The 23,650-nt window shown below is 46.2% G+C and carries 21 protein-coding genes; 15 read left to right on the top strand and 6 right to left on the bottom strand.

Going from position 1 to position 23,650, the window contains the following annotated elements:
- Positions 1 to 2: 2 nt before the first annotated feature.
- The 4 genes from ICN48_RS02675 to mtgA are packed head-to-tail and all read left to right on the top strand — an operon-like array spanning position 3 to position 4,613.
- Positions 3 to 2,027, top strand: a complete 2,025-nt coding sequence (locus ICN48_RS02675; RefSeq protein WP_216152211.1) for a ribonuclease catalytic domain-containing protein — start codon at positions 3 to 5, stop codon at positions 2,025 to 2,027.
- Positions 1,996 to 2,898 (top strand): energy transducer TonB, encoded by a 903-nt coding sequence (locus tag ICN48_RS02670; protein WP_255539433.1) that lies wholly within the window; start codon positions 1,996 to 1,998, stop codon positions 2,896 to 2,898. Before ICN48_RS02675 ends, ICN48_RS02670 begins: the two co-directional genes overlap by 32 nt.
- Positions 2,899 to 2,942: 44 nt before the next feature.
- The gene (gene aroE, locus ICN48_RS02665) at positions 2,943 to 3,848 is read left to right on the top strand and encodes a shikimate dehydrogenase (RefSeq protein ID WP_216152210.1); all 906 of its coding nucleotides are present in this window, start codon (positions 2,943 to 2,945) and stop codon (positions 3,846 to 3,848) included.
- A 9-nt stretch (positions 3,849 to 3,857) separates the two neighbouring features.
- Positions 3,858 to 4,613 (top strand): monofunctional biosynthetic peptidoglycan transglycosylase, encoded by a 756-nt coding sequence (gene mtgA, locus ICN48_RS02660; RefSeq protein ID WP_216152209.1) that lies wholly within the window; start codon positions 3,858 to 3,860, stop codon positions 4,611 to 4,613.
- A gap of 10 nt (positions 4,614 to 4,623) precedes the next feature.
- Here the strand turns inward: mtgA and pyrF are convergent, their stop codons facing one another.
- Positions 4,624 to 5,469, bottom strand: a complete 846-nt coding sequence (gene pyrF, locus ICN48_RS02655) for an orotidine-5'-phosphate decarboxylase (protein ID WP_216152208.1) — start codon at positions 5,467 to 5,469, stop codon at positions 4,624 to 4,626.
- 73 nt (positions 5,470 to 5,542) lie between these two features.
- Here pyrF and corA point away from each other — a divergent pair, with 73 nt between their 5' ends.
- Positions 5,543 to 6,508 carry a magnesium/cobalt transporter CorA gene (gene corA, locus ICN48_RS02650; RefSeq protein ID WP_216152207.1) on the top strand — a complete coding sequence of 322 codons (966 nt, stop codon included), beginning with the start codon at positions 5,543 to 5,545 and terminating at the stop codon, positions 6,506 to 6,508.
- 43 nt (positions 6,509 to 6,551) lie between these two features.
- Here the strand turns inward: corA and ICN48_RS02645 are convergent, their stop codons facing one another.
- The 3 genes from ICN48_RS02645 to thiL are packed head-to-tail and all read right to left on the bottom strand — an operon-like array spanning position 6,552 to position 8,622.
- The gene (locus ICN48_RS02645) at positions 6,552 to 7,040 is read right to left on the bottom strand and encodes a CinA family protein (protein WP_216152206.1); all 489 of its coding nucleotides are present in this window, start codon (positions 7,038 to 7,040) and stop codon (positions 6,552 to 6,554) included.
- Positions 7,037 to 7,600: a phosphatidylglycerophosphatase A gene (locus tag ICN48_RS02640; protein WP_216152205.1), complete on the bottom strand. Its 564-nt coding sequence runs from the start codon at positions 7,598 to 7,600 to the stop codon at positions 7,037 to 7,039. Before ICN48_RS02640 ends, ICN48_RS02645 begins: the two co-directional genes overlap by 4 nt.
- The gene (gene thiL, locus ICN48_RS02635; RefSeq protein WP_216152204.1) at positions 7,597 to 8,622 is read right to left on the bottom strand and encodes a thiamine-phosphate kinase; all 1,026 of its coding nucleotides are present in this window, start codon (positions 8,620 to 8,622) and stop codon (positions 7,597 to 7,599) included. The genes ICN48_RS02640 and thiL overlap by 4 nt, the downstream gene beginning before the upstream one ends.
- Before the next feature lie 105 nt (positions 8,623 to 8,727).
- Here thiL and ICN48_RS02630 point away from each other — a divergent pair, with 105 nt between their 5' ends.
- Both ICN48_RS02630 and ICN48_RS02625 read left to right on the top strand, forming a co-directional pair.
- The gene (locus ICN48_RS02630; protein WP_216152203.1) at positions 8,728 to 11,049 is read left to right on the top strand and encodes an NADP-dependent malic enzyme; all 2,322 of its coding nucleotides are present in this window, start codon (positions 8,728 to 8,730) and stop codon (positions 11,047 to 11,049) included.
- 128 nt (positions 11,050 to 11,177) lie between these two features.
- Positions 11,178 to 11,798, top strand: coding sequence for a barstar family protein (locus tag ICN48_RS02625; RefSeq protein WP_215321414.1), 621 nt, complete (start codon positions 11,178 to 11,180; stop codon positions 11,796 to 11,798).
- A 44-nt stretch (positions 11,799 to 11,842) separates the two neighbouring features.
- On the opposite strand, the gene ICN48_RS02620 is transcribed toward ICN48_RS02625, so the two are convergent.
- Positions 11,843 to 12,604 (bottom strand): 16S rRNA (uracil(1498)-N(3))-methyltransferase, encoded by a 762-nt coding sequence (locus tag ICN48_RS02620; RefSeq protein WP_216152202.1) that lies wholly within the window; start codon positions 12,602 to 12,604, stop codon positions 11,843 to 11,845.
- 43 nt (positions 12,605 to 12,647) lie between these two features.
- Here ICN48_RS02620 and tkt point away from each other — a divergent pair, with 43 nt between their 5' ends.
- Together tkt and gap are read left to right on the top strand one after the other, a co-directional pair.
- Positions 12,648 to 14,639 carry a transketolase gene (tkt, locus tag ICN48_RS02615; protein ID WP_223146597.1) on the top strand — a complete coding sequence of 664 codons (1,992 nt, stop codon included), beginning with the start codon at positions 12,648 to 12,650 and terminating at the stop codon, positions 14,637 to 14,639.
- A 42-nt stretch (positions 14,640 to 14,681) separates the two neighbouring features.
- A complete protein-coding gene (gene gap / locus ICN48_RS02610) occupies positions 14,682 to 15,710 on the top strand; it encodes a type I glyceraldehyde-3-phosphate dehydrogenase (RefSeq protein ID WP_216152201.1) in 1,029 nt (342 codons plus the stop codon).
- Positions 15,711 to 15,855: 145 nt separating this feature from the next.
- On the opposite strand, the gene fur is transcribed toward gap, so the two are convergent.
- Positions 15,856 to 16,308: a ferric iron uptake transcriptional regulator gene (gene fur / locus ICN48_RS02605; protein ID WP_216152382.1), complete on the bottom strand. Its 453-nt coding sequence runs from the start codon at positions 16,306 to 16,308 to the stop codon at positions 15,856 to 15,858.
- Between the two features lie 127 nt (positions 16,309 to 16,435).
- On the opposite strand from fur, the gene ICN48_RS02600 reads away from it, so the two are divergent.
- The 6 genes from ICN48_RS02600 (at position 16,436) to ICN48_RS02575 (ending at position 23,645) form a co-directional block, all read left to right on the top strand.
- Positions 16,436 to 17,089 (top strand): outer membrane protein assembly factor BamE, encoded by a 654-nt coding sequence (locus ICN48_RS02600; RefSeq protein WP_255539432.1) that lies wholly within the window; start codon positions 16,436 to 16,438, stop codon positions 17,087 to 17,089.
- A 72-nt stretch (positions 17,090 to 17,161) separates the two neighbouring features.
- Complete coding sequence (gene dapB / locus ICN48_RS02595) at positions 17,162 to 17,962, top strand: 4-hydroxy-tetrahydrodipicolinate reductase (protein WP_216152380.1); 801 nt, start codon at positions 17,162 to 17,164, stop codon at positions 17,960 to 17,962.
- Positions 17,963 to 18,004: 42 nt separating this feature from the next.
- Positions 18,005 to 20,677: a leucine--tRNA ligase gene (gene leuS, locus ICN48_RS02590; protein ID WP_216152200.1), complete on the top strand. Its 2,673-nt coding sequence runs from the start codon at positions 18,005 to 18,007 to the stop codon at positions 20,675 to 20,677.
- 15 nt (positions 20,678 to 20,692) lie between these two features.
- Positions 20,693 to 21,220 (top strand): LPS assembly lipoprotein LptE, encoded by a 528-nt coding sequence (gene lptE, locus ICN48_RS02585; RefSeq protein WP_216152199.1) that lies wholly within the window; start codon positions 20,693 to 20,695, stop codon positions 21,218 to 21,220.
- Positions 21,221 to 21,234: 14 nt separating this feature from the next.
- Positions 21,235 to 22,296, top strand: a complete 1,062-nt coding sequence (holA, locus tag ICN48_RS02580; RefSeq protein ID WP_216152198.1) for a DNA polymerase III subunit delta — start codon at positions 21,235 to 21,237, stop codon at positions 22,294 to 22,296.
- Positions 22,297 to 22,367: 71 nt separating this feature from the next.
- A complete protein-coding gene (locus ICN48_RS02575; RefSeq protein ID WP_216152197.1) occupies positions 22,368 to 23,645 on the top strand; it encodes a glutamate-5-semialdehyde dehydrogenase in 1,278 nt (425 codons plus the stop codon).
- Positions 23,646 to 23,650 lie beyond the last annotated feature (5 nt).

The following is a 23,650-nucleotide window of genomic DNA, read 5'->3' as shown; positions in this document are numbered from 1 at the left end:
GCATGAATCTCTTATACGAAGAAGGTGGCGATATTAAGATCGCTACGGTCCAGTCTGCTTCAGGCTCTGGGGATACTGAGTCTTGGCAGGCAACCAGTCTTTCTGGAAAAAAGATCAAGCTCAAGACAAAGGAAGTATGGCTGCGTTTTGAAAAGCCAGATGCTCAAGCCGCAATGGATGAGGCCAATACCCTGACTGCAGATATTGATTTGCAGTTTCTTTGGGATTGTGCGCCTGATGAAGAGTTTGGTTTAGTTGATGTGGCACATGAGTACTTTGGTTCGCAAGCTAGCATTGCTCAACAAGTTGGGCTTGCGATCGCTTTACAAGGTGCGCCAGTATATTTTCGCCGCAAGGGTCGTGGTCGCTTTCAGAGGGCGCCACAAGAGCAGTTACAGGCAGGCCTAGCTGCTTTAGAGCGTAAGCAAAAAGAACTTGAACAACAAGTGGCCTGGCAGCAAGAATTGGTAGAGGGCACCTTCCCTGAGGTTCTGAAGTCTTTAGCCAAGCAATTACTTTTTTCACCAGATAAAAATACCTCGGCTTACAAAGCTCTGGTTGCTGCTTGCACGCAGACCGGCGAATCTCCAGCGCAACTCTTAATCCGTTGTGGTGCGATTGATTCGCCTTTGGCTTATCACCAAGGGATGTTCCTGAAAAGCCATTTCCCTAATGGTTCGGATCACAACCCGGCTATTAGCATTGATCAATCGGCATATGCATCAACGGTTGCTGAGCTACCTCTTGCTCAGGTCCAGGCATTCTCCATTGATGATGCCGGCACTACCGAGATTGACGATGCCCTGTCAGTCACACCAATTGATGGTGGTCATCGGGTGGGTATTCATATCGCTGCGCCTGGCTTGGCGATCACTAAAGATGATCCATTGGATCAAGTGGCGCGTAACCGGATGTCCACGGTATATTTTCCGGGCGACAAAATTACGATGTTGCCCGATTCAGTCATTGAGCAATTTTCATTAGATGAGGGTATACCAAGGCCGGCTCTATCGATCTATGTTGATATTGATGAGCAAGGCATTGCCAATCGAGACAGTCTGCAAATGCGTGCTGAAATGGTCCCAATGGCAGCTAACTTACGTCTAGAGGATATTGAGCATCTTGTGAGCGAAGAGAGTCTACTTGATGAGGGCGCAAACTATCCCTATCGCAAAGAGCTAGCGACTTTGTGGCAGGCTGCCAAACACCTGCATGCAGGACGACAAGAAAAGCGCTTAGCAAATGGTTTGCGTGCTGAGCAGTTAGGCCTTATTGATCCCAATGCGCTAGCGAGAGACTTTCATTTTCAGATTCGGGATGTTGATGGCGTAAAGCGTGTTGAAATCGTGCCACGTCAACGCGGATCTATTTTGGATACCATCGTTGCAGAATGGATGATTTTCTGCAATAGCGCTTCTGGGCAATTACTGGCAGATCATGGTCTTCCAGGTTTATTTAGAACCCAGAAGGGTTGGGGCCCATTACGAACTCGGATGCAAACTACCCCAGGGCCACATGAGGGTTTAGGTTTGGACTATTACGCATGGTGTACTTCTCCCTTGCGTCGATATTCTGATTTGGTAAATCAATGGCAGTTGATTGCGCTTGCAAAACATGGGGTAACTGCCAAAATGGTTGCTCCTTTCCCGCCACGTGATGCAACCTTAATGGGCATCGCTGCTGATTTCGAATCTTGCTATCAAGCGTATGGTGAATTTCAGGATCGATTGGAAAAGTACTGGTGTTTGCGTTGGATCACTCAAGACGGTGAATCGAAGTCAGTGTATGTTCGTCACCTAAAGGAAGGTATGTCTAGAGTGGAATTGGTTCCCTTACATTTACCTATTCCTGAGTTAGCTACCCATCCACGTATGACTCGTGCCGAGGTAGTGATTGCAGATGTCGATTTGCTGCAACTGAGTGCCGGTGTTCGTGTGCTCGAGATTGAAGCAAAGGCTGACGCTCCTGAAAAGGCTATAGAGCCGGAGTCCTCAGATGCTCCCAAAGAAGATGCTAGCTCAGATTAAATCGCTAGAATTTCCATTGCCCGCAAGACTGAGTCGGGCCTTGCGTTACCTGCATACGGCTTGGAGTCGCTATCCTTTTCGATTTGCCTTGTGCGTTTCGATTCTGATTCACATTCTTTTCCTATCGTTTCGTTGGGGCGTTACCGAGATCCAGAATCGCAGACTCAACACCCCCTTGAGCGTTGTATTGGTAAATGCCAGTAATAAAACTCCCCCTCAGAAAGCAAACAAGTTAGCGCAGGCTGATTTGCAGGGTGGCGGTAAAACAGAAAATCAAGAAGCTACCGCAATGCATCGTGCCAGATTAGGTGCGGAAGCTCGACTTGAGGTTTTAGAAAAACAGCAAAAGCAAATGCTCGCAAAGTTAGATGAGCAGCGCGCTCGTTCAGGTGGTCGAAAGAGTGGGGATGAACAAAAAATTACTCCCCAGCTGAATTCTTTAGAGGCTGAGTTGGCTAAACGGTTACAGGCTGATGGCAAGGAACCAAGGCGTAAGGTATTAACGGGCGCCAATACGAAGGCAGTTACCTTCGCACACTACTACGATGCTATGCGCCAAAAGATTGAGGCTTATGGGAGCGTATTTTTCCCAAGGGCGAATGGACGGCCCTTGTATGGAAGTTTGGTAATCGTGGTCAGTGTTGATAATCAAGGCAGAATCACGACCAATGCCCAAGGTAAGGATGGACTCTCTATTGGGCGCAGTTCCGGCAACCCTGAGCTAGACCGTCAGGCAATAGCCATTGTGAGAGCCTCAGCGCCATTTGGTCCTTTTCCATCAGAAATGCGTAATCAAATCGATGTTTTGGATTGGATCTCTACTTTTGAGTTCACGCGCGATGGCGTGGATCGTCTAGAACTACGTCATTAAAGCAATTTAACTAACTTCATAAATTCGCTTATTCTGTAGTCATTATGAGCTCCACTAATACCGCCTCCTTGCATACGGATCCAAGCCTCTTTGCTGGCGTAGACGTTTATGCTGTTGCCGGCCATCCTATTGCTCACAGTAAGTCTCCAGCAATACATCAACGTTTTGCAGAGCAAGCCAAGCAGCGTATGCACTATGGCCGTCTTCAGCCTGAGATAGGATCATTTGCCCAAGCAGCTAAATCTTTTTTTGCTGCAGGCGGCAAAGGTATGAACGTCACTGTGCCATTCAAGCTTGATGCCCAAAATCTAGCCGATGTATTAACCCCGCGCGCGCAATTGGCGGGTGCTGTGAATACTTTGTGGAAAACAGAGGGTAAGATTTTTGGTGACAACACGGATGGTGCTGGTCTAGTGCGTGATTTGCTTGCACAAGGCATTGCACTCCATAGCGCCCGCATTTTATTGATTGGTGCTGGTGGGGCTGCCCGTGGTGTGATTGGCCCATTGCTGGAACAGTCACCTAATTCCCTCATCATTGCCAATCGATCAAGCGCAAAAGCCGATGAGTTGGTAAAGCTCTTTGCAGATTTGGCTGGGTCACGCGAAGTAGCTCTGGAATCTCGCACATTAGCGGAACTAGAAGATGCTGCAAAAACCCAATATCCATTTGATTTGGTGATTAATGCCACTGCTGCAGGCTTGACTGATGAATCTCCTTTGACGCTTAAGGCAGTGGCTAATATTTTTGTGCCCAGCTCATTCGCGTATGACATGGTGTACGGTAAAACTACTGCCTTTATGCAACAGGCCCTGCTGCGCGGTGCACGAGTCAGTGACGGTCTTGGGATGTTGGTTGAGCAAGCGGCTGATGCATTTTTACTTTGGCGGGGCGCGCAACTTGCGACTGCTATAGACTCTCGCGCAGTCTTGGCGGAGTTACGTAGTTAATTTGCTCTAATGCGCTGGCTTCTTTATCCAGTGAAATGTTTGCTAGCAGGGTTTGTGGCTATGCAAATCTTTTTCGCGCTCCAAATTGCTTTATGGATCGGCTTAGATCCCGGCAGTACTGCGTTTCAGAGGGCTGAGCGCTGGCGTTTATGTACCTGGCATTGGAGTTGTTCTTTGCAGTCCAAATGGACGCCTTATGACAAGATATCCAATAATCTCAAGCGTGCCGTTTTAGTTAGCGAAGACGATATCTTCTTTCAGCATAAAGGTGTGCGAGTTGAGGATATGCAAAAAGCTTGGCAGAAAAATCAACAGCAGAATCAACAAAAAACCCAAGCGGGCAATAAATCTAAGGCGGTTTTACGGGGTGGGTCCACCATTACGCAGCAGCTAGCAAAAAATTTGTTTCTATCATCAGAGCAAAACTATTTACGTAAGGGTCAAGAGCTCATCATTACTGGACTCTTAGAACTAACGCTCTCAAAGCAGAGATTATTTGAGATTTATCTTAATTCGGTAGAGTGGGGTGAGGGCATTTTTGGGGTTGGTGCTGCCTCTCAACACTATTACGCCTCGACTCCAGCGGGACTGGGTCGGGAGCAAGCTGCTGCTCTAGCTTCGGCCCTGCCGGCACCTAAGTGTTTTGATAAGCAGCAGTATTGCCGTCGTGGAAGTATTAACTATTCTGCTCGACAAGAATTTATCTTGGAGAATATGGATCGGGTAGCTTTAGCGCCTTACCCTAAAAGCGGAACAAGTAAATAAAGAAAATAAATTATTTGCTTGCAGCAGCCCTTAGTGCATCACGAGTAATCGTCGCAACTGTTCTGGCGGCCTCTGCAAAATCAGCTCCTGAGCTAGCATACAGAATGGCTCTTGAGGAATTAATGATCATTCCAGTTCCTGGCTTGCCTGCTATTTTTCCAGCGCTGACTGTGGCATCAATATCGCCGCCTTGTGCGCCGATCCCAGGGATCAACAAAGGCATTTCACCAACAATGGCGCGTACTTTAGCAATTTCTTCTGGGAAGGTTGCGCCGACCACCAAGCTGATCTGGCCAGAGCTATTCCACTGTTGTGCAGCCAGTTTGGCTATATGCAGATAAAGAGGCGCGCCATTAGGTGCCACATTCAGAAACTGTAAATCAGATCCACCGGGATTGGATGTACGACACAGCACAATAACCCCTTTGCCTGAATGTTTTAGGTAGGGCTCAATCGTGTCAAACCCCATATAAGGATTCACGGTTACTGCATCAGCGCCGTAACGATCAAAGGCCTCGAGAGCGTAATGATCCGCAGTGCTGCCAATATCCCCACGCTTGGAATCCAGAATTACCGGGATATGAGGGTATTTATCTTTGAGGTGCTTGATGAGCTTTTCTAACTGAGCCTCTGCTCTTTGAGAGGCAAAGTAGGCAAATTGGGGTTTGAAGGCGCAGACCAAATCCGCGGTCGCATCGGCGATTTCTCGACAGAACTCATAGATAGCCTCGGGGCTCCCCTGTAGGGCTTGGGGTAAGCGCTTTGGGTCTGGGTCAAAACCAACGCACAGCATGCTGCCTTGGGAAGCCCATGCGGACTGGAGTTGCTGGTTAAAGGTATTTGAGCGAGAGTTCATTGGATTTGGCTTATTTTAGTGAAACTATCATGTCCTATAGGATAAACTAGCGCACATTCCTTAGGAGTTCACCATGATCAACTTGTTCGTCCTGCAAAATGGCCGCCTCTCTCAAGAGCAAGTCGAAGATCGCAATGAATTGTTGCAATATGCCAATCCTATCTGGATTGATGTGGTTGATCCAGAGGAAGAGGAATTAATCTGGATTAAAGAGGCGTTCGGCGTACTTTTGCCAGAATTGGATGACTTGGGTGACTTAGAAGCCTCTGCTCGTTATTTTGAAGCAGATGATGGCCACCTCCATATTCGTACCGATTTCTTATTGGATGAAGAAGAAACCTCTCGCAACGTTCGAGTGGCTTTCGTTCTCACCAAGCAAGTGCTGTTCTCTATTCATGACGAAGATTTGCCAGTGTTCCGTTTGGTCCGCTTGCGTGCACGTTTGCGTCCTGGTTCTGTTAGCAATGCAAAAGACGTATTGCTGGATTTGTATTCAACTGATGCCGAGTATTCTGCCGATGCTTTGGAAGAGGTTTATGAAAACCTGGAGCAAGCTGGTAAGCGAGTACTCTCTGACAGTATTAATGATGCCGATGCTGCAGAGGTCTTGGAGACTATTGCGAAAGAGGAGGATACCAACGGACGTATTCGTCGTAATGTGATGGATACCCGTAGAGCCTTGTCTTTTCTAATGCGCAGCAAACTATTATCGGATGAGCAGCAAGAAGAAGCGCGTCAAATTTTGCGTGACATTGATTCGTTGGAAAACCATACCGCTTTCTTATTCGATAAGATTAACTTCTTGATGGATGCAACCGTCGGCTTCATTAACTTGAACCAGTCCAAGATTATTAAGATCTTCTCGGTGGTATCCGTAGCTTTAATGCCACCAACACTACTAGCAAGTATTTGGGGTATGAACTATAAACATATGCCCGAGTTAGATGTTACTTGGGGTTATCCAATGGCGATTGTTGCAATGGTTATTTCAGCAATCATCCCACTTTGGTACTTCCACAGCAAAGGCTGGATGAAGTAATTGGGGCATTAGTGCATTAGTAATCGGCAGTATGAATATGTGCTTAACTTCTGAGTAGGGCAATTAACTCAGTCAGCGCAAATTCCACTGCCTGTTGCCTGATCGTTTGACGATCGCCGTCAAAGTGCATGGTTTTAGCTAAGACTTGATTCTCGGTAGCCCAACCAAAACAGACCGTTCCCACGGGTTTTTCTACTGAGCCACCTGATGGCCCTGCTACGCCGGTAATGGAAATGGCCACATTGCTCCCTGAATTCATGCGGGCACCTTCAGCCATGGCCATGGCTACTTGCTCACTTACTGCTCCATGAGACTCAATTAGCTTGGCCGGAACATCAAGGCACTCCGTTTTGGCTTCATTGCTATAAGTGATGTAGCCACGCTCAAACCACTCACTGGAGCCCGCTAACTCGGTCAGGGTAGCGCAAACAAGGCCACCAGTGCAAGATTCCGCTAACGATACCGTCCAATTTCTAGAAAGCAAAATCTGAGCCAGGGTTTTAGTAAGGTCGCTTGCGTTCATAAGGCTCATGATTTAATCAAGAATTGTATTAAAGCCATTACGAGCAGCGTACAGAACGCAGCAGCAAGATCGTCAATCACAATCCCAAATCCACGCCACAGTATTTGAAGGTAGCTTGAGTGTTGAGTGGCATTACTCGCAGTATTCTTAAAGTGACGATCAATGATTCCAATAGGACCAGGTTTCATTGCATCAAAATAGCGGAATAGTACAAAAGCAATGATCTGCATCCAAATATTGGTTGGCATGATGAAGATCAGTATCAACCAAAAGGCAACAATTTCATCCCAAACTATCCCACCAAAATCTTTCTTACCTAACTCTTCGCTGACATAGCCACAGATCCAGCAGCCGAGCAAAATGCCACCGCCAATAATCCACAGGAAATCTTCGGTGCTAAGAAAGTATTCTCCCGCTAGAAAGGCTGCCCAAGCCCAGAGCGTGCCTGCAGTGCCAGGAGCTACAGGGCTTAAGCCGCTACCAAAGCCAAAAGCAAGTGTCCGGTTGGCGGTTTGAAAAACCCATTTAAAGTTTGGTTGCACTTGTGTAGAAGGCTCAATATTAGTCATGATGCAAAGTGATCGAATGAGTTGAGAAAAGGGGCTGCTTGTAAATCACTCAGAAGAGTGCCGGAGGCATCTAGTAAATATACCTTTGCTTGACTATCTCTTTTTGGAAGTATTTTTCCAATGAGGGTTAATGGTAAGTTGAGCGACTTACTGATTGCTTGAATTTTGTCGCGCTGACTTGAGGGTGCTGTAAAGCAAAGTTCGTAATCATCACCGCCGCACGCAGCAAATTGATTTTGAATAGCCAAGTCTTGCTTTTGAAGTGTGATGGATTTTGGTAATTTATCCAAAGCAATTTCTGCATCGACATGTGACTGCTTCAATATATGACCTAAGTCACCTAGCAATCCATCAGAGACATCCAGCGCTGCAGTGGCAACATTTCTTAGCTGTACACCCAATTCAACTCGTGCCATTGGTTGATGCATGCGGTGTTCGACTTGCTGCAAATCTTCACTAGACAGATTGATTTCATGACGCAGTGCAGCAAGAGACAGTCTTGCATCTCCAACCGTGCCAGAGACCCAAACGTCATCACCTGGCTTTGCGCCGGATCGACGAATGGCTTTCCCGGTGGGGATGGCACCAAAAGCGGTGATTGAGATGGTGAGGGGACCTGCAGTGGTGTCGCCACCAATCAGGGGGCAGGAATACTCTTTAGCAATTGCAAAAAGCCCCTTAGAAAAACCCGCTAGCCAGGCCTCGTCTACTGCTGGTAGCGCAATGGCCAAGGTAAATCCTAGGGGTCTAGCACCCATGGCAGAGAGGTCTGAAAGGTTGACTGCTAGGGCTTTTCGGGCTAATTGGGCGGGATCGGCACCTACAAAAAAGTGCCTACCCTCAACCAACATATCACTGGTAATGGCAATTTCTTCATTTACTGGCGGTTTGATTAGGGCGCAGTCATCGCCAATACCCAAGGTAATTGCTTCATCTGCGTTGGTGCGCAAGGAATCCGCACTTGTTTTAAAGAAACGATCGATTAGGTCAAATTCACCGAGGGGGGTGGAGCGAGAAGACATGCCCCATTTTATGGCGGTTATGAAGTCAATGCCCGAGAGGAATAGAATTGAAGTCTTATAAGTCTTAGATAAATGAAGATAAGACAAAACTTAGCGAGTTAGTGAATGAGCAAAGAAAATAGTAAAGAGCAACAAATTGCAGCCTTAAGAGAGGCGGCCCTGCAATATCACGAGTTTCCGACTCCGGGCAAAATTGAAATTGCACCTACAAAACAATTAACCAATCAACGAGACTTAGCGCTGGCATACACGCCTGGTGTTGCGGCTCCTTGCGAAGAGATTGTTAAAGATCCGGCGAATGCTTTTAAGTACACCGCACGCGGAAATTTAGTTGGCGTTATTACCAACGGTACAGCTGTTTTAGGTTTGGGAAATATCGGACCACTAGCAAGTAAGCCTGTGATGGAGGGTAAAGCAGTTCTTTTTAAGAAGTTTGCTGGTATTGACGTTTTCGATATTGAAGTAAATGAAAACGATCCTGATAAGTTGGTAGAAATTATTGCAGCACTGGAGCCAACGTTTGGCGGCATTAATTTAGAAGACATTAAGGCGCCTGACTGTTTTGTAGTCGAGCGCAAGTTGCAAGCACGCATGAAGATTCCGGTCTTTCACGATGATCAACACGGTACAGCGATTGTGGTTGCAGCCGCCATCATCAATGGTTTGAAGGTAGTTGGTAAAAAGGTAGAAGAAGTGAAGCTCGTTACTTCTGGAGCAGGTGCTGCTGCCCTAGCCTGTTTAGATCTATTGGTTGATTTAGGTATCCAGCGTAAAAATATTTGGGTTACTGACTTAGCCGGCGTTGCTTACAAAGGCCGTAAAGAATTGATGGATCCAGAGAAGGAGCCATTCTGCCAAGATACCGATTTGCGCACACTCGACCAAGCTATTGAAGGCGCGGATATTTTCCTAGGTCTTTCGGCTGGCGGAGTACTCAAGCAAGATATGGTGAAGAAGATGGCGCCTAAGCCATTGGTGTATGCCTTAGCAAACCCCACTCCTGAAATCTTGCCTGAGGAAGTAAAAGCTGTTCGTCCAGATGCGGTGATGGCAACCGGCCGAACTGATTATCCAAACCAAGTGAATAACGTTTTGTGTTTCCCATTCATCTTCCGCGGTGCTTTGGATGTGGGTGCAACAACGATTACTCGTGGCATGGAAGTGGCAGCTGTAAAGGCTGTGGCGGAGTTGGCTCAAGCGGAGCAGAGCGAAGTAGTTGCCTCTGTTTACGGTATTGAGAACCTATCCTTTGGCCCAGAGTACCTCATTCCAAAACCATTTGACCCACGCCTTATTACAGTTATTGCTCCTGCAGTTGCTAAGGCAGCCATGGATGATGGCGTCGCGTCACGTCCGATTAAAGATTTCGATGCGTATCGCAATCAGTTGCAGCAGTTTGTTTACCACTCAGGTACTTTGATGAAGCCGCTCTTTAGTATTGCGAAGCGCGTACCAGCAAATCAAAAACGTATTGTGTTTGCCGAGGGCGAAGATGAGCGTGTATTGCGTGCAGTGCAGATCGTCATTGATGAGAATCTCGCAACCCCAATCCTAATTGGTCGCCCAGCCGTAATCGAACATCGTATCGAGAAGTTTGGTCTGCGTATGAAAGCAGGCGACGACTTTGAAATTGTGAATCCAGAGAATGATTCGCGCTTCCGTGATTTCTGGCAAACCTACCTAGCTCTGACTGAGCGCAAGGGTGTGACACAGTCGTTTGCTAAGTTAGAAGTGCGTCGCCGCAATAGTTTGATTGGTAGCCTTTTGATTCAAAAAGGTATGGCCGACGGCATGATTTCTGGCACGGTCGGTAATATTGCTACGCACTTGAAATATATTGATGAAGTGATTGGGCATGAGCCTGGTGCAAATGTTTATGGCGCAATGTCTGGTTTGATTTTGCCAGGTCGACAAGTGTTCTTGGTAGATACACATATCAATCTTGACCCTACTGCAGAACAGTTAGCGGATCTCAGTCTCATGGCCGCAAGAGAAATGCGAAAGTTAGGGCTAGCTCCTAAAGTGGCATTACTATCCCATTCCAATTTTGGTTCAAGCAATGCGCCATCTGCAGTCAAAATGCGCGAAGTGTTGGCATTGCTTCAGAAAGCGGATCCAACTTTAGAGGTTGATGGAGAAATGCATGGCGATAGCGCTTTGGATGCAAGCATTCGTGAGGGTGCGGTATCATCATCTCCATTGAAAGGTGATGCTAATTTGCTGGTATTGCCAAATATCGATGCAGCAAATATTTCCTATAACTTGTTAAAAACCGCTGCCGGTAATGGCATTTCAATTGGCCCATTGTTATTGGGTGTTGCTAAGCCAATTCATATTCTCACTCCGGCCGCAACTGTGCGCCGTATTGTGAATGTGACAACTTTGGCGGTTGTTGAGGCAGCAAGTAATGCCAGGGGCATTTCTTAAGAATTGGTAATTTATGTAAGTTAGTAATAACTTACATAAATTATTTCTATATAAATCAGTGCTTTACATAAAATACACTGTATTTGGGCTTGATTTGATGGCGTGTTACGGGTAATCTAGCACCCATCATGAATAATCGCTCTGAAAACAGCAATACAGCCAGCTTCGATGAACATAGCCGTGCTGAAAGTTGGGATAGCAATGATCGACTGGAAACCGAATCATCCGCTGCCAACATTTATGCCGAAGGTGGTTTATCTCGTTTACAAACCTATGCAGCAAATCAAGTTTCGGGAAAAAAAGTGACAGCTTCTTGGCGTGCCGCTTTGGCCGTTCGTGATGCCGGACCGCCGGCAATGTTGCGCAGTGTGCGCCCTAATATTGTTCAATCTATTCGTGCTTTCCGCACTCCTGACTTACAGGAAGCGGCTACTGAATTGGGTCAGCACTTTATTTATGCCAATTGCGCCAATGCTATGACTAAAGGTGAAGTATTGGAGTCTATTGCGATTGCTTACTCATTTACTAAGCAGCAGGCAAAAAATTACGATCCTTTGTTAGATGCTTTGACGACTACGGTAGACAAATCTGGCCCACAGCCCGGATTCGTGGTGGTTCTTGAAGGTTTGCCATGCACTCAGAAGTTTGACAAAGAAGCTCGTGAAACGCTTTTAGATGTTTTCCGCGATGCCGTTGATTTCTGGGCTGAGCGCCGCACACCATATCGCGTCTTCTACTCTTTTGCTTAATCGCTAAAGTCTTAGAAGCGGATTTGAAGCACTACAAATCGCCTCTACTTGAGGCGATTTTGCATTTCAGGGTTCCATACGCTATGCACCGCTGTAATGGCTACCACACCTGCCGTTTCAGTCCTTAGCACCCGCTCCCCTAGTGAAACTAATTGGTAGCCGGTAGCCTCTGCCTGAGCCTCTTCTTCAGGGGAGTGACCGCCTTCGGGCCCAATCATGAGGACGATATCTTGAGGGTCATTTTCTATCAACACGGAATACATACTTTTGGTAGCATCAGGACTAAGAAGTAACTTAAGGACAGGTTTTGGAGTTGCCTTTAAGTAAGCTTCGAATGTTTGGATAGGCTCTAGGCTTGCAAAGACAGTGCGGTCGCATTGCTCGCATGCAGCTTGAATAATCCCCTCCCAGTGGGCGAGGCGTTTTTGAGCACGCTCTAAATCGCTCGAACGTGTGAGTTTGAGGATAGATCGCTCACATTGCATCGGAGCAATATTTTGAGCGCCTGTTTCTACCGCTTTTTCAACAATCCAGTCCATTTTGTCGCCGCCAGCCAGTCCCTGCGCCAAAGTAATGGCATATGGGGTCTCTCGATGGGTATCAGTACGTATATCCGTTAACTGAACTTGACCTGTTTTTCCGCTCAAAGAGAGGAGTTCCGCCTTGGCAATTTGGCCATTTCCATCAAATACTGGGAAAAATTCCCCAATTTGGATACGCCTTACGCGTAGATGGTGAGCAACCTCGGGCGTGAGGGTTGTTGGCTTTTGGGATTCCCATGGTCCGGGAAGATAAAATTGAGGCATTACTGAAATATAGCCAATTAATTTTCCAGAGACCACTTTTACGATGTCAAACCTTCAAATTCGCATGGCCAATGCCATCCGCGCCTTATCCATGGATGCAGTACAGCAGGCAAATTCAGGACACCCTGGAATGCCAATGGGTATGGCAGATATAGCTGTTGGTCTTTGGAATGAGCATTTAAAACATAACCCAACAGATCCGCATTGGATTGATCGCGATCGTTTTGTTTTATCGAATGGTCACGGATCCATGTTGCTGTATTCACTCTTGCATCTTTCTGGTTACGACTTGCCGATTGAAGAGTTGAAAAATTTCCGTCAATTGCACAGCAAAACTCCAGGACATCCTGAGTATGGAATTACTCCCGGCGTAGAAACAACTACGGGTCCATTGGGTCAAGGAATTTCGAATGCAGTAGGAATGGCGCTTGCTGAAAAATTATTAGCAGAAGAATTTAATCGTCCTGGCTTTAATATCGTTGATCACTTCACCTATGTATTTTTGGGTGATGGCTGTTTGATGGAAGGTATTAGTCATGAAGTCTGTTCATTGGCTGGCACACTCAAGCTCAATAAGTTAATTGCATTATGGGATGACAACGGCATCTCGATTGATGGCAAGGTTGTTTCTTGGTTTAACGAAGATACCCCTAAGCGTTTTGAGGCTTATGGTTGGAATGTGATTCGGGCTGTTGATGGGCATGATGCAGAAGCTGTATCTGCCGCGATTGCCAAGGCTAAAAAGAGTGATAAGCCAACTCTGATCTGCTGCAAGACCGCGATTGGTCAAGGCTCACCCAATATGGCTGGTAGCGACAAGGTACACGGCTCCCCATTGGGTGCGACAGAAATTGCAGCTACTCGTGTTGCCTTGAATTGGCCTTATGCACCATTTGAAATTCCGAAAGATATTTATGCGGCATGGGATTTTAAAAAGCGTGGTCAAGCTGCTGAGCACGATTGGAATAAAGAATTTCAGAAGTACAAAAACAAATTTCCAGAACTTGCTGCTGAATTGCAGCGTCGTATGGCAGGAGATCTATCCAAAGATTTTTCATCGACATTAAATGCGTATTTAAAAACTTGCCAGACTAAGGCGGAGACTATTGCGACTCGTAAAGCCAGTCAAAATGCAATCGAAGCTTTGGCACCTGCGTTACCAGAATTTATGGGCGGCTCTGCTGACTTAACCGGATCAAACTTAACCAATTGGTCTTCATGCAAACCAGTACGGGGTGATCAGTGGGGGAACCATATTAATTACGGTGTGCGTGAATTTGGTATGAGTGCCATCATGAATGGTATTGCCCTCCATGGTGGTTATATTCCATTTGGTGGCACGTTCTTAACGTTCTCAGACTACAGTCGTAACGCTCTGCGTATGGCTGCTTTGATGAAGTTGCGCAGTATTTTTGTCTTTACTCATGACTCCATTGGTTTGGGTGAAGATGGCCCAACCCATCAGTCTGTAGAGCATGTTGCTAGCTTACGTCTTATTCCGAACCTCATGGTTTGGCGTCCTTGCGACACCACGGAGAGCGCTGTAGCCTGGGGTTCAGCCATTGAGCGTAAAAATGGGCCGAGCGCTTTGATTTTTAGCCGTCAGAACTGTCCATTTGTATCTCGTACAGCAGCGCAAATTAAAGATATTGCGCGCGGTGGTTATGTATTGCGTGATCCATCTGGCAAGATTGATGCAGTCATTATTGCCACCGGTTCTGAAATTGCTCTTGCATTACAAACTGCACAGCAGTTAGAAAAAGAAGGTTTGGGAGTTCGAGTAGTTTCGATACCTTCAACGACCGTCTTCGATCAACAAGACGCTGCGTATAAAGCAAAGGTGTTACCCGCGAATATTCCTCGCATTGCGGTTGAAGCTGGTGTGAGTGATTTCTGGTGGAAGTATGGTTGTGCAGCCGTTCATGGAGTAGATACTTTCGGCGAGTCCGCACCGGCACCAGTCTTGTACGAATATTTTGGTTTAACTGCCGATCAGATTGCGAAGACGGTTAAAGAATGTATTGCAAAGAAATAAAGCAAAGTACGAAATAAATTTAATATTAGCAAGGGAAAATAAATGACAATTCGTGTCGCAATTAATGGTTATGGGCGTATTGGCCGCATGGTATTACGCGCCCTGTATGAAGATCAGGTAAACGGTAAGCCACGTCGTGATATCGAGATCGTCGCAATTAATGCCATGGGTGATATTGCGATTAACGCGCACCTTACAAAATATGACTCCGCGCATGGTCGCTTCCCAGCAGATGTGTCTGTTGATGGTGATTGCATGGTGGTTAATGGCGATCGCATCAAAATGTTTTGCACCCGTAATCCTGCTGAAACCCCATGGGGTGAATTAGGCGTTGATTTGGTTTTGGAATGTACTGGTAAGTTCACTTCAAAAGAAAAGGCCATGATTCATATCGAGCAGGGCGCGAAGAAGGTATTGATTTCTGCTCCTGGTGAAAAAGACGTGGATGCAACCATTGTGTATGGCGTAAACCAAAATGTATTAAAGCCAAGCGATGTGGTGGTTTCTAATGCAAGCTGCACAACAAACTGTTTAGCCCCATTGGTTAAGCCACTTCTCGAAAAGATTGGTATTGAATCTGGTTTGATGACTACGATTCATGCATTTACTAATGACCAAGTATTAACGGATGTGTATCACAAGGATATGCGTCGTGCTCGTTCTGCTGTTACCAGCATGATTCCAACTAAGACTGGTGCAGCTAAAGCGGTTGGTTTGGTTCTGCCAGCTTTAGCAGGTCGCTTTGATGGCTTTGCAATGCGCGTGCCAGTGATTAACGTTTCTGTTGTTGACTTAACTTTTGCAGCAAGTCGTGCGACAAGCGTCGATGAAGTGAACTCCATTCTCAAGGCTGCCAGCGAAGGTGAGCTTAAAGGGATTTTGGGCTTCAATACATTGCCATTGGTTTCTATCGACTTTAACCATGATCCGCGCCCAAGTATTTATGACGCTTCCCAAACCCGCGTATCTGCCGATGGCAAATTGGTGAAGGTATTGGCTTGGTATGACAACGAGTGGGGTTATTCAGTACAAATGCTCAATGCTGCTGAAGCATTGATGGCTGTAAAGTAAGAAAAATAGATAAGATCATCTAAAAGTATTTAAGTGTTGTTAAAATACGCTTAAATATTGTTTTTGGTCTTAATTGTGTAAAAAAGACCTCAAATTGAGGTCTTTTTTGCGTCTTAGTGGTTAAAAAACGCTTATTTTGGCTGTTTTACTTAGTTTGTTTATTACGGCAATTCTTCTTTTGGCAATGACCGTACATAGCTAAAGCGTGTTCCTGGAGTTTAAAACCGAGGTTTTTGGCTATGTCCCGCTGCCTTTTTTCAATGGCTTCATCCATAAACTCCTCAACATGGCCGCAATCAATGCAAACTAAGTGGTCGTGGTGTTGGCCTTCGTTCAGCTCATAGATGGCCCTACTATCACCCTTGCTGGACTCAAAATGACTGCGTAAAAGCAGTCCAGCTCGCTCAAACTGTGTAAGTACCCGATACACCGTTGCCAGGCCAATCTCCTTATCTTCTTTGGCCAAGGCCATAAAGACGTCTTCAGCGCTAAAGTGGGTGCCACCGTTTTGATGAAAAAAATCCAGGATTTTCATCCTTGGCCCAGTCGCTTTTAGGCCAATATCTCGTAAATCTTCAGGGGTGCGGTTTTGGGTCATATTTATGGCATTGGGAGCTAAAATCAATGTCTTAATGATACGGTCAACCATGCAAAATTGCCTTGAACTTTTTACTCGCTTTTTGAACCCGGTTTTGAAGGGTGCCCTTTCCCCTGTTCGATTAGGAATGATGTCCCTCGCTCTATTGGGTTTACTAGGGGTGGTTGGTTGCACTTCTGCAGTGGATGAAACCCAACGCGCTTGGATGAATAAGATTTTTAGACCTTATGTACCTGACGTTGTGCAGGGAAATTTTATTTCTAGCGAGCAGTATTCCAAATTGCAATTAGGAATGACGCGTGAGCAAGTACGTCAAATTTTAGGTACGCCTTTGCTGGCAAGTTACTTCCATGCCAATCGCTGGGATTACATTTTTGAATTCAAGCGCGCTGGACAGTCAATGGGTAAAGAGCGTCATGTCACAGTCTATTTTGATGGTGACAAGGTTATTAAGTTTGAAGGTGATGCGTTGCCAACCGAAGTTGAGATGGTTGCAGAAATCGATAACTACTCCAAGACAAAGCGCTCATTCTGGGAAGTGATTACTGGATCTAATAAGCCACCCGTTACGCCACCATTACAGCAGCCAGAGTATTTGGTACCAAGCAAGACTGACAATTTATCAGCAGGTACGCCCATACCTGCAGCCGCACCTGCAGCCAATGCGAGCGGCTCATTCTGGGACTTTTTTAGTTTTTCAAATAAGCAGCCAGATGCACAGTCTCCGGAGCTTGGACCCGGCACATTAAATGATGTGCCTAAAGCAGCTGATCCGAAATAATAGAAATCACTTTTGTATTGATGCCAAGATGACTGTTTTGGCTCACTTGAATAAGAAGCGAAGAAACGCATGATGAAGATTGCAATTGCAGGGGCAACAGGACGTATGGGCAAGATGCTGATTGAGGCTGTCCTCAATACGGCTGATACTCAATTGGTTGGAGCCCTCGAACATACTACTTGTTCACAATTAGGTGAGGATGCCGGTGCATTCTTAGGAAAAAAAACGGGCGTATTGATTTCGTCTGACGTAGCTCAAGTGTTGGCGAATGCAGAGTTTTTGATTGACTTCACTAGGCCCGAAGCCACAATGGCCCACTTAGCTATTGCCGAAAAGACGGGTACCAAAATGATTATTGGTACTACAGGCCTGACAGTTGAACAAATAGCTGGTCTGAAAAAAGCTTCTGCAAAATTGGCGATTGTGTTTGCACCCAATATGAGTGTCGGTGTAAATGCTACTTTTAAGCTTCTTGAGATTGCTGCCAAGATGCTCAATCAAGGGTATGACATTGAAATTATTGAAGCTCACCATAAGCATAAGGTGGATGCTCCTTCAGGAACTGCGCTCAAGATGGGCGAAGTGATTGCGGATGCATTAGGTGAAAAGCTGGATGATGTTGCTGTTTATGCGCGTGAAGGCCATACCGGTGAGCGTAAAGAGGGTTCGATCGGTTTTGCCACTATTCGTGGTGGTGATATCGTCGGTGATCACACTGTTTTATTTGCTGGCGATGGCGAGCGTATTGAAATCAGCCACAAGTCTTCAAGCCGTCAGTCTTATGCCCAAGGTTCATTGCGTGCTGCACGCTTCTTACAAAACCAAAGCAGTGGCTTATTCGACATGCAAGATGTTCTTGGCTTGCGTAAGTAAAAGTCAATCAATTAAAAAATAGAAGAAAAGAGTTGTCGAAGAATGAGTAAGGATTATGACTACCGCAGTATTGAAGCGGCAGCGCAAGCTGATTGGGAAGCTGCGCAAGTCTATCAAGTAGCAGAGAACGCAGTGGACGCACAAGGTAAGAAAAAGCCAAAGTATTACGCTTGTTCTATGTTGCCTTACCCATCTGGCAAGCTCCACATGGGCCACGTACGCAACTACACCATCAATGATGTCATGGCGCGTCAACTTCGCATGCAGGGCTACAACGTTCTCATGCCAATGGGTTGGGATGCTTTTGGTATGCCGGCTGAGAATGCGGCGATTCAGAATAAAGTGCCTCCAGCGAAATGGACCTACGACAACATTGCTTATATGAAAAAGCAAATGGCTGCGATGGGTTTGGCGATTGACTGGTCACGAGAAGTCGCAACCTGTAGTCCTGATTACTATCGTTGGAACCAGTGGCTGTTCCTAAAGATACTGGAAAAAGGTATCGCCTATCGCAAGACTCAAGTAGTTAATTGGGATCCAATTGATCAAACCGTTTTAGCGAACGAGCAGGTGATTGATGGCCGCGGCTGGCGCTCAGGTGCATTGGTTGAAAAGCGCGAGATTCCTGGTTACTACTTCAATATCACCGCTTATGCAGAGCAATTACTTTCTGGCTTAGATGGTTTGGGTTGGCCTGAACGCGTTAAAACAATGCAGCAAAACTGGATCGGTAAAAGTCGTGGTGTACGTTTTGCTTTTAAGCACGAGATTGCCGATGACCATGGTAATTTCATTCAAGATGGCCTGCTCTATGTATTTACTACCCGCGCAGATACCATCATGGGCGTTACATTCTGTGCGGTAGCGGCCGAACATCCTTTGGCAACCCAAGCAGCTGCCAATAATCCAGCGCTCACTGCATTCATTGACAAATGCAAAACCGGTAGTGTGATGGAGGCCGACTTAGCTACCCAAGAAAAAGAGGGAATGTTTACTGGTTTGTATGTCACGCATCCGTTGACGCATGAACCTGTACCTGTTTGGGTTGGTAACTACGTATTGATGTCTTATGGCGACGGCGCAGTGATGGGTGTACCCGCTCATGATGAGCGCGACTTTGCTTTTGCGCTCAAGTACGAATTGCCAATTAAACAAGTGATTGCGCTTCAAGGCGAATCGCCTATGTTTAATACCACTCGCTGGGAAGATTGGTATGCCCAAAAAGAGGGTGTCGTTTGCTTTAATAGTGCTCAGTTTGACGGCTTATCGCATGATGAAGCAGTGAGTGCTGTTGCGAAAGAATTAGAAAAGCTTGGTATTGGTGAAATCAAAACTACCTATCGCTTGCGCGATTGGGGAATTTCTCGTCAGCGCTATTGGGGCACACCGATTCCGATTATTCATTGTGGTGATGAGAGCAACCCTGGCTGTGGAGCTGTACCTGTACCAGAGGCAGATCTGCCAGTAGTGTTGCCGGAAGATTGTGTGCCAGATGGCAGCGGTAATCCGCTGAATAAACGCGCTGACTTCTTAAATGTCAAATGTCCGAAGTGCGGCAAGCCTGCACGTCGTGAAACTGACACTATGGATACTTTTGTAGATTCCTCTTGGTATTTCATGCGTTATACCGGTCCAAATGCTAAGACCATGGTGGATGAGCGCAATGAATATTGGATGCCAATGGATCAATACATTGGCGGCATTGAGCATGCGATTTTGCATCTTCTCTATGCGCGTTTCTGGACCAAGGTGATGCGTGATCTCAATCTCATCACATTTGATGAGCCGTTCCAGAATTTGCTGACCCAAGGCATGGTTCTCAATGAGACCTATTACTCTGAAGATGCTTCAGGTAAAAAAACTTGGCTTAATCCTCTCGATGTGGAATTGGATCTGGATGAAAAAGGCCGCCCTCAAGGCGCTAAGCTTATTGGTGACGCTTCAAAAACACCAGTCATCATTGGTGGCGTTGAGAAGATGTCTAAGAGTAAGAACAATGGCGTTGATCCTCAAGCTTTGATTGATCAATATGGCGCTGATACCGCGCGCCTATTTGTGATGTTTGCTGCCCCGCCTGAGCAACAGTTGGAGTGGTCTGGTGCTGGTGTTGATGGCGCCTCTCGTTTTTTACGTAGAGTTTGGATGTATTCCAGTAGTCACGCTAGTGCTCTGCGTGATGCATCGGATACCTTGCCTAGCAGCTTGAGCGATGCTGAAAAAGAATTGCGTCGTGAAGTTCATACCATCTTGAAGCAAGCTAACTTTGACTATCAACGTCGTCAGTACAACACGGTTGTTTCTGCTGCGATGAAAATGCTCAATATACTTGAGCCGATCAAGCTCGACCAGAATGCCGCGATTAGCGCGCCGGTCTTGCGTGAATGCCTGAGTATCTTGTTGCGTGTTCTCTATCCAGTAGTTCCACACATGACCCACGTGTTGTGGAAAGATCTTGGCTACACCAAGACTTTTGGCCCCTTACTTGATGTCCCTTGGCCTTCTGTAGATGAAGCAGCCTTGGTTCAAACAGAGTTAACTTTGATGCTGCAGATTAACGGTAAGTTACGTGGTGACATTAAGGTGCCTGTCGATGCAAGCAAGGAGCAGGTTGAAGCCTTGGCTTTACAAAGTGAGCCTGCACAAAAGGCGCTTAATGGTGCTGCACCCAAGAAGGTCATTGTGGTGCCTGGACGTTTAGTCAATATTGTTGCTTGAATAGAAAAAAGAGATATGAGAGTAAATTCACTGCGTCGCGCAATGCTAGGCTTAATCGCTACTGCTCCAGTAATGGGGTTGATCGCATGCGGCTATCGCTTGCGCGGTATGGTGGATTTACCTTTCAAGGTCATTGCTATTACTGGAAATCCATCGCCACCTTTGCGTGCAGATTTGCAGACAGCGATTTTGACTGGTACGGATGCGAAAGTAGCCATTAATCCTAAAGATGCAGATCTGATCTTGGAGATTACCAACGATATTAATGGCCGTGAGATTTTGGCATACAACTCTAATGGTCAGGTATCTGCTTATCGACTTAATATTCGGGTTGGCTTTAGAGCTTATGACCTAGCTGGGGCTGAAGTAGTACCTGAGGCGGAGATTTATATGACTCGGGATATTGACTTTACAGTTTCTACTGTTTTGGCTACTGATGTACAGATCCAGCAATTCTTAACCTTGATGCGTAAAGATTTGGCGATCCAAATCTTACGTCGCGTTGCTGCTGCAGCAAGAGCACCGCAAGCAAGAGCATTTTAGAGATGAACTAAGGCATGGTTAAAGTTGATGCCTTGCAAGTGCACCTCAAGTCTTTGAGCTCTGGCGGTGCTATGTTGCCGCTATATGTATTTAGTGGTGATGAACCATTGCTCATGATGGAGGCTATGGATCAGTTGCGCTCAGCCGCTAAAAAACAAAACTTTACTGAACGCGAAGTCCTATTGCAAGAGCGAGGATTTGATTGGAGCGCTCTACTCAATGCTGGTCAGACGATGTCCTTGTTTGGTGATAAGCGTTGGGTTGAGTTGCGCATTCCGACTGGTAAGCCGGGTCGCGATGGGGCTGATGCACTAAAGCAGTTCGCATCTCAAATCGCTGCTCAGCCTATGGGGTCAGACGGTCCGGATACAGTTGTCTGTATTGTGTTGCCCCGCTTAGATGGTAAGACTAAGACTTCCGCGTGGTTTAGTGCTTTAGATGATGCTGGTATGGCGATTCAGATTGATTCTTTGGATCGCAGTCACTTGCCACAGTGGATTTCTGGACGATTGAAGCGCCAGGATCAGGAAGTAGAGTCTGGTCCTGAAGGGCAGCGCGCACTTGAATTTATCGCTGATCAAGTAGAGGGTAATTTAATTGCTGCCCATCAAGAGATTCTGAAATTAGGCTTGCTCTATCCCACTGGCAAGTTGAGCGAAGAGCAAATTCGTTCCTCTATTCTGAAAGTAGCGCGTTACAACGTTTTTGAATTAACTGAAGCCATGCTTGCTGGAGATCTGGCTAGGTTAAATCGCATGCTAGACGGCTTAAGGGGTGAGGGTGAGCCACTGGTATTGATTCTATGGAGCGTAACTGAGGAGCTTCGGATACTATCTAAACTCAAGGCAGCAAGTGATGCTGGTGAGTCTGTACAGAGTCTGATGCGCGCTAATCGGATTTGGGGCAATAAAGAGCGTTTATACCCAGCAGCCTTGAGAAGAGTTCAGCCTCTGAAGTTGCGCAGAGCAATGCAGGTTGCTGCCGGGTTAGATCGCCAAGTAAAAGGTTTGCATGCTGCAGAGTTGCCAGCAGATCCTTGGGATGGTTTGCGTTTAGTGGGAAATTTATTGCGTTGAGTAGTGCATATAAAAATTAGTGAATTTGAGAGTAACTAGAAAGTAATTAGAGAGCAATAAGAGAGCAAGAAATGAGTTCAGCTATAAAAGAAATAATGCAAGATATTGGCATGCGAGCACGAGCAGCATCGCGGGCAATGGCGCGCGCATCTAGTGAGCAAAAAAATCAAGCCTTATTACATATTGCTACAGCTATTCGTCAAAAAGCAGATGAGATTCAGAAGATTAATCAGGTAGATGTTGAGCGCGCAAAAGTAAATGGACAAGATGCAGCCTTTGTTGATCGCCTAACTATGACATCTAAAACAATTGAAACCATGGCTTTGGGTTTAGAGCAAATCGTTTCTTTGGATGATCCGATTGGAAAAATATCCGCCTTACAAAAGCAAGCATCTGGAATTGAGTTGGGTCAGATGCGTGTTCCACTGGGTGTCATTGGCATCATTTACGAATCGCGTCCTAACGTCACTATTGACGCTGCCGCTTTGTGCTTAAAGTCAGGTAATGCGGTGATCTTGCGGGGTGGTTCTGAAGCAATTGATTCAAATACTTTTTTGGCGCAAATTATTCAAGAGGGCTTGGCTGCTGCTGGGTTACCTAAGGACGCAGTGCAAGTAGTCACAACAACGGATCGTAGTGCTGTTGGCGAAATGATCACCATGACGCAATATATTGATGTCATAGTGCCACGTGGTGGTAAGAGCTTGATCGCGCGCTTGATGGCTGAGGCGCGGGTGCCAATGATTAAGCACCTGGATGGTATTTGTCATACCTATATCGATGCAGATGCTGATGTCGCTATGGCAGTAAAGGTTTGCGATAACGCCAAGACGCAACGCTATGCTCCTTGTAATGCGATGGAGACATTGCTGGTTAATCAAGAGATTGCACAGAAAGTATTGCCAACCCTTTGCAAGATTTATCAGGATAAGGGTGTGGAGCTACGGGTTGATGGCCTAACTCGCAAAACACTAGAAGCAAATGGATTTCAGAATTTAGTGGATGCCAAAGAAGAAGACTGGCAGACTGAGTACTTAGCACCCATATTGTCAATTAAGACCGTTGCAAACATTGATGAGGCGATGAATCATATTGAGCAATACGGTAGTAAGCATACTGATGCCATCATTACCAATAACAAGGCACAGGCTGACCGATTCTTGCGTGAAGTCGATAGCGCCAGTGTGATGGTCAATGCTAGCACTCGCTTTGCGGATGGCTTTGAATATGGGCTAGGTGCTGAAATCGGTATTTCGAATGACAAGCTACATGCCCGTGGTCCTGTTGGGTTAGATGGTTTAACCTCATTGAAGTATGTGGTGATGGGTCATGGCGAGATTCGTACCTAAAGTTA

It is taken from the genome of Polynucleobacter sp. JS-Safj-400b-B2 (assembly GCF_018881975.1).
In the GTDB taxonomy this organism is placed as follows: Bacteria; Pseudomonadota; Gammaproteobacteria; order Burkholderiales; family Burkholderiaceae; genus Polynucleobacter.
The sequence above is the reverse complement of the archived record's forward strand: the minus strand, read 5'-3'. Positions and strand labels throughout refer to the sequence as shown.

What these genes read in the sequence shown, in the direction of transcription:
- ICN48_RS02620 (WP_216152202.1), bottom strand. Translation starts at nt 12,604, where the DNA reads ATGCCTCAATTTTATCTTCCCGGACCATGGGAATCCCAAAAGCCAACA.
- ICN48_RS02670 (WP_255539433.1), top strand. Translation starts at nt 1,996, where the DNA reads ATGCTCCCAAAGAAGATGCTAGCTCAGATTAAATCGCTAGAATTTCCA.
- aroE (WP_216152210.1), top strand. Translation starts at nt 2,943, where the DNA reads ATGAGCTCCACTAATACCGCCTCCTTGCATACGGATCCAAGCCTCTTT.
- leuS (WP_216152200.1), top strand. Translation starts at nt 18,005, where the DNA reads ATGAGTAAGGATTATGACTACCGCAGTATTGAAGCGGCAGCGCAAGCT.
- lptE (WP_216152199.1), top strand. Translation starts at nt 20,693, where the DNA reads ATGAGAGTAAATTCACTGCGTCGCGCAATGCTAGGCTTAATCGCTACT.
- gap (WP_216152201.1), top strand. Translation starts at nt 14,682, where the DNA reads ATGACAATTCGTGTCGCAATTAATGGTTATGGGCGTATTGGCCGCATG.
- thiL (WP_216152204.1), bottom strand. Translation starts at nt 8,622, where the DNA reads ATGTCTTCTCGCTCCACCCCCCTCGGTGAATTTGACCTAATCGATCGT.
- fur (WP_216152382.1), bottom strand. Translation starts at nt 16,308, where the DNA reads ATGACCCAAAACCGCACCCCTGAAGATTTACGAGATATTGGCCTAAAA.
- ICN48_RS02600 (WP_255539432.1), top strand. Translation starts at nt 16,436, where the DNA reads ATGATGTCCCTCGCTCTATTGGGTTTACTAGGGGTGGTTGGTTGCACT.
- ICN48_RS02675 (WP_216152211.1), top strand. Translation starts at nt 3, where the DNA reads ATGAATCTCTTATACGAAGAAGGTGGCGATATTAAGATCGCTACGGTC.
- ICN48_RS02575 (WP_216152197.1), top strand. Translation starts at nt 22,368, where the DNA reads ATGAGTTCAGCTATAAAAGAAATAATGCAAGATATTGGCATGCGAGCA.
- ICN48_RS02625 (WP_215321414.1), top strand. Translation starts at nt 11,178, where the DNA reads ATGAATAATCGCTCTGAAAACAGCAATACAGCCAGCTTCGATGAACAT.
- tkt (WP_223146597.1), top strand. Translation starts at nt 12,648, where the DNA reads ATGTCAAACCTTCAAATTCGCATGGCCAATGCCATCCGCGCCTTATCC.
- corA (WP_216152207.1), top strand. Translation starts at nt 5,543, where the DNA reads ATGATCAACTTGTTCGTCCTGCAAAATGGCCGCCTCTCTCAAGAGCAA.
- ICN48_RS02645 (WP_216152206.1), bottom strand. Translation starts at nt 7,040, where the DNA reads ATGAGCCTTATGAACGCAAGCGACCTTACTAAAACCCTGGCTCAGATT.
- dapB (WP_216152380.1), top strand. Translation starts at nt 17,162, where the DNA reads ATGAAGATTGCAATTGCAGGGGCAACAGGACGTATGGGCAAGATGCTG.
- ICN48_RS02640 (WP_216152205.1), bottom strand. Translation starts at nt 7,600, where the DNA reads ATGACTAATATTGAGCCTTCTACACAAGTGCAACCAAACTTTAAATGG.
- ICN48_RS02630 (WP_216152203.1), top strand. Translation starts at nt 8,728, where the DNA reads ATGAGCAAAGAAAATAGTAAAGAGCAACAAATTGCAGCCTTAAGAGAG.
- pyrF (WP_216152208.1), bottom strand. Translation starts at nt 5,469, where the DNA reads ATGAACTCTCGCTCAAATACCTTTAACCAGCAACTCCAGTCCGCATGG.
- mtgA (WP_216152209.1), top strand. Translation starts at nt 3,858, where the DNA reads ATGCGCTGGCTTCTTTATCCAGTGAAATGTTTGCTAGCAGGGTTTGTG.
- holA (WP_216152198.1), top strand. Translation starts at nt 21,235, where the DNA reads ATGGTTAAAGTTGATGCCTTGCAAGTGCACCTCAAGTCTTTGAGCTCT.